Origin of the sequence: Mycobacterium sp. E2497, from assembly GCF_001668695.1 — a bacterium.
GTDB lineage: Bacteria > Actinomycetota > Actinomycetes > Mycobacteriales > Mycobacteriaceae > Mycobacterium.
Genome location: NZ_LZKD01000213.1, coordinates 1 through 5,030 on the forward strand (window position 1 = coordinate 1; position 5,030 = coordinate 5,030).

5 protein-coding genes are annotated in these 5,030 nt (G+C 70.4%); 4 read left to right on the plus strand and 1 reads right to left on the minus strand.

All coding sequences use genetic code 11. The features are described from left to right. The 4 genes from A5713_RS19445 to A5713_RS19460 form a co-directional block, all read left to right on the plus strand. The coding region (locus A5713_RS19445; protein WP_068098040.1) for an enolase C-terminal domain-like protein at positions 1-1,076 on the plus strand (1,076 nt) is incomplete at its 5' end. Positions 1,077-1,152: 76 nt separating this feature from the next. Beyond that, positions 1,153-1,881 (plus strand): PAS and ANTAR domain-containing protein, encoded by a 729-nt coding sequence (locus tag A5713_RS19450; protein WP_067920982.1) that lies wholly within the window; start codon positions 1,153-1,155, stop codon positions 1,879-1,881. Between the two features lie 19 nt (positions 1,882-1,900). Further along, a complete protein-coding gene (locus A5713_RS19455; protein WP_068098041.1) occupies positions 1,901-3,670 on the plus strand; it encodes an ABC-F family ATP-binding cassette domain-containing protein in 1,770 nt (589 codons plus the stop codon). 7 nt (positions 3,671-3,677) lie between these two features. After that, positions 3,678-4,433, plus strand: coding sequence for an SGNH/GDSL hydrolase family protein (locus A5713_RS19460; RefSeq protein WP_068098042.1), 756 nt, complete (start codon positions 3,678-3,680; stop codon positions 4,431-4,433). A 5-nt stretch (positions 4,434-4,438) separates the two neighbouring features. Here the strand turns inward: A5713_RS19460 and A5713_RS19465 are convergent. Further along, on the minus strand, positions 4,439-5,030 hold a 592-nt coding region (locus A5713_RS19465; RefSeq protein WP_304442517.1), incomplete at its 5' end, for a 3-oxoacyl-[acyl-carrier-protein] synthase III C-terminal domain-containing protein.

Genomic DNA, 5,030 nt, shown 5'->3' on the forward strand with positions numbered 1-5,030 from the left:
CCGCCCAGTCCTACGAAATCCCTACCGACGCACCGGAAGCCGACGGCACCCTGCCCTGGTCGTCGACCACGCTGGTGCTGGCCGAGGTCGCCGCCGGCGGGCGGCGCGGGATCGGCTACACCTACGCCGACGGCGCGTGCGCGGAGTTGATCAACGGGCCGCTCGCCGGGACGCTCACCGGACACGGCGCCCTGGACATCACCGGTCGGTGGCAGGCGATGGTCCGGGCGATGCGCAACAACGGACGGCCGGGGCTGGTGTCGTGCGCCGTCTCGGCTGTCGACACCGCCCTGTGGGACCTCAAGGGCAAGCTGCTGGACCTGCCGGTGTGCCGGCTACTCGGCATGGCACACGACGCGGTCCCGATCTACGGCAGCGGCGGGTTCACCACCTACGACGAGCGTCAGACCCGCGCACAGCTCGAACGCTGGGTGGACGAGTGGAAGATCCCGCGCGTCAAGATCAAGATCGGCGAGTCGTGGGGCTCCGACGAGCGCCGCGACCTGGACCGGATTGCGCTGTCCCGCAAGGTGGTCGGGCCCGACGTCGAACTGTATGTCGACGCCAACGGCGGCTACCGCCGCAAGCAGGCGATCCGGGTGGCCCACGCCATGGCCGACCACGACGTCACCTGGTTCGAAGAGCCCGTCTCGTCCGACGACCTGGCCGGGCTGAACGAGGTCCGCGACCAGGTGACCCCGGACGTCACCGCCGGCGAGTACGGTTACGACCTGGCCTACTTCAACCGGATGCTCGCCGCCGGGGCGGTCGACTGCCTGCAGATCGACGTCACCCGCTGCGGCGGCATCACCGACTGGCTGCGGGCCGCAGCGGTGGCCGCCGCCTACAACGTCGACGTGTCCGGGCACTGCGCCCCCAACCTGCACGCCCACGTGGCCAGCGCCATCCCCAACCTGCGCCACCTGGAGTACTTCCACGATCACCACCGCATCGAACACCTGCTGTTCGACGGCGCGCTGGCCCCCGACGGCGGCGCGCTGCGGCCGGATCAGCGCCGGCCGGGTCTGGGCCTGGAGTTCAAACGCGCCGACGCCGAGCACTACCGGAAATCCTGATCCGATGAATGGACTCCCGCAAAAGTGGGCATTGATATGCGGAGGACATAGTTACGGATCTGAAGGACAGCCCACGATGACCGTGAACTTTGACGACGAAGCCGTGCAGGGACGCAACGGGGACTCCGCCGACGACGGTTCGGCGGCCTCGGCGTGTGAGGCGTTCATGTCCGACGCCGTCGACGAGCAAGACCTCAACGCGGTCGATTTGGTTCTGGGCCTGGGCGAGCCGCAGAGCGTCGGCCGGTTCCGGTTCTTCCTGGACGGGCACCGCTGGGAGTGGTCACCGGCGGTCGCCCGCATGCACGGCTACCAGCCGGGGCAGGTGGAGCCCACCACGGACCTGCTGCTCAAGCACAAGCACCCTGAAGACCGCGATCGCGTCGCGGCCGTCCTCGACCGCGTCATGCGGGGCAAGGCGTTCAGCAGCCGCCACCGCATCATCGACACCGGCGGGCGCACCCACTGCGTGGTCGTCGCGGGCGACCGGATGCTCGACGACAGCGGGACCCTGGTCGGGACGTCCGGTTTCTATGTCGACGTCACCGATTCGCTGCAGACCGACATCAACAACGTGCTGTCGGCGGTCGCCGACGCCCGCGCCCGCATCGAGCAGGCCAAGGGCGTGCTGATGGCCGCCTACGGCATCTCCGCGGAGCGAGCGTTCGACATTTTGGTGTGGCGTTCCCAGGAGACCAACCTGAAACTGCGCGACCTCGCCGGCCGCTTTCTGGGCGCCCTGGCCAGCCAGGCGTCGGCGGAGACCCAACGCGAAATCGACCGGGCGCTGCTGACCCTCCAATAGCGCCAGTAGGGTCGGGCCGGTGGCGCACCTATTGGGGGCCGAGGCCGTCCACCTCGAATACCCGACCCAGCTGGTATTCGAATCGGTCACGCTCGGCGTCAACGACGGCGCGCGCATCGGCATCGTCGGGCGCAACGGCGACGGCAAGTCGAGCCTGCTGCGGCTGCTGACCGGGCAGCTGCAACCCGACTCCGGCCGCGTGACCCGCCGCAGCGGCCTGCGGGTCGGCGCGCTCAGCCAGGCAGACACCCTGGAGCCGGGCCGCACGGTCGGCTGGACGCTGGTGGGCGAGGCGGCCGAACACCAGTGGGCCGGCGACGCGCGGGTCCGCGACGTGGTCGCCGGCCTGGTGGCCGACATCGATTGGGACGCAACGACCGCCACGCTCAGCGGCGGCCAGCGCCGCCGGGTCCAGCTGGCGCAGCTGCTGGTCGGCGACTGGGACGTGATCGCCCTCGACGAACCGACCAACCATTTGGACATCGAGGGCATCACCTGGCTGGCCGAGCACCTCAAACAGCGCTGGGCGCGCAACACCGGCGGGCTGTTGCTGGTGACGCACGACCGCTGGTTCCTCGACGAGGTGGCCACCACGACGTGGGAGGTGCACGACGGCATCGTGGAGCCGTTCGAGGGCGGCTACGCGGCGTACGTGTTGCAGCGCGTCGAGCGGGACCGGATGGCCGCCGCCACCGAGGCCAAGCGGCAGAACCTGATGCGCAAGGAGCTGGCGTGGCTGCGGCGCGGTGCACCCGCGCGCACCTCGAAGCCCAAGTTTCGCATCGAGGCGGCCAACCAGCTGATCGCCGACGTGCCGCCGCTGCGCAACACCGTCGAGCTGGCCAAGCTGGCGACGGCCCGGCTCGGCAAGGACGTGATCGACCTGCTCGACGTGTCGGTCTCGTTTGACGGTCGGCCGGTGCTGCGCGATATCGAGTGGCGGATCGCGCCGGGCGAACGCACCGGCATCGTCGGGGCCAACGGTGCCGGGAAGTCGACGTTGCTGGGGCTGATCGCCGGCACGGTGACGCCGGACACCGGGCGGGTCAAGCGCGGCAAGACCGTGCGGCTGGCGGTCCTGGACCAGCAGGGTGACGCCCTGGCCGGCCTCGGCGACGACCGGATCGCCGACGTGCTGGGCGGGCTGCGCGGGGGGTACGAGGTCGAGGGCCGCGAGGTGACGCCGGCCCAACTGCTGGAGCGGCTCGGCTTCGGCGGCGGCCAGCTCTCCGCCCGCGTCGGCGAGCTCTCCGGCGGGCAGCGGCGGCGGCTGCAGCTGATGCTCACCCTGCTGTCCGAACCCAACGTGTTGCTCCTCGACGAGCCCACCAACGACGTCGACACCGACATGCTGGCCGCGATGGAGGACCTGCTCGATTCGTGGCCGGGCACCCTGATCGTCGTCTCGCACGACCGCTACCTGTTGGAGCGGGTCACCGACCAGCAGTACGCCATCCTCGACGGCCGGTTGCGCCACCTGCCCGGCGGCATCGACGAGTACCTGCGGCTGACCGCGGCGCGCACCGGCGCGCCCGCCCAGCCGGCGCGCCCCGAGGCGGCGGGGATGTCGGGAGCCGAACGGCGGGCCGCGGAGAAGGAGCTGGCCGGCATCGACCGCCGGCTCGCGCGCCTGGCCGACCAGATCGCCAACAAACACCACGAGCTGGCCGGGCACGACCAGGCCGACCATGTCGGCATCGCGCGGCTCACCGCGGAGCTGCGCGCGCTGGAAGATGAGGTCGCCTCGACGGAGAGTCGGTGGCTGGATCTGTCGGAGATTCTCGAATAATGCGACTGTGACTTCAGGCCCCACCGAAACCGTTGCCTGCGTAGGCTCGAGCACCACCGCGGCCAAGGGGGCCTACCGGTGGATCACCGAATTGCAGAATCGGCCGCGCAACAGTCGGTTCCGGTTCGTGAACTTCGGCGTCGGCGGCGACCTGTCCTTCCACACCGTCCGGCGGCTGCGCCGCGTGACCGCCATCCGGCCCGACCGGGTGATCGTCCTGATCGGTACCAACGACATCCTGGCCGGCGTCTTTCCGAACTTCCGCAGGGTGGTGCGCGTGTGGAAGGGGCTGCCCGCCGAGCCGACCGCGCGGCGGTTCGAGGAAAACCTGGAACTCATCGCGCGCAGGCTGCGCCTGGAGACCGGCGCCAGGATCGCGCTGAGTTCCCTGGCGCCCGTGGGGGAAGACCCGCATTCGGGGCACGCCGTCCAGGCTCGGCTCAACGAGGAGTTCGCCGCCTACAACGCCGCGATCCGGGCGGTGGCGGCGCGGGAGGGGACGGACTACCTCGGGTTCGCCGAGGCGTTCCAGGACCAAATGGTCCGCGCCGGCACCGCCAAGCCGTTCACCCGGTTCTCTTTCCCGGCGTTCTACCGCGACTACCTGATCCGGGAGGCGGTGCTGCGGCGCAGCTTCGACGAAATCTCCCGGATGAACGGGTGGGATTTCCACATCGACGGCATCCACCTGAACACCCGTGGCGGCCTAATCCTCACCGAGGCCGTTCAAGGATTCCTGGACTCGCCCGCGGCGGCGAACTGAGCGCCTCAGCGCCAGCGCAACAGCACCAGCTCGGAGCTGAACCCCGGGCCCATCGCGACCATCAGCCCGGGGCCGCCGCCGGGCGGCGGCTTGGCGATGGTGTCACGCAGGATCTGCAGCACCGAGGCCGACGACAGGTTCGCGATCTCACCCAGCGAGCGCCAGGTCAGCTCGAGGGCATCGGGTGGCAGCTCGAGGCTCCCGGCGATCGCGTTGATGACCTTGGGACCGCCGGGATGGGCCACCCAGGCGCCGATGTCGTCCTTGGTCAGGCCGTGGGCGCCCAGTAACCGGCTGACGTCGTCGGCCAGGTAGCGGTCGATGAAGTCGGTCAGCTCCGGGGACATCACCAGGTGCAACCCGGCCGGGCTCACGTTCCAGGCCATGATGTGCAGCGACTCGGGATACAGGCGGCTCCGGGAGTCGACGATGTCGGGCCCGTTCGGACTCAGCCGGTCGGCGCGACGGTCGCCGACCGCGACCACGGCGGCGGCCCCGTCGCCGAATATGGCGGTGCCGACCAGGCCCGACACGGTGGGCTTGACCGCCGGGAAGGTGAGCGAGCACAGCTCGACCGACACCAGGGCCGCGACGCCG

Coding starts and splice junctions, on each gene's coding strand:
- A5713_RS19450 (WP_067920982.1), top strand. CDS start 1,153: ATGACCGTGAACTTTGACGACGAAGCCGTGCAGGGACGCAACGGGGAC.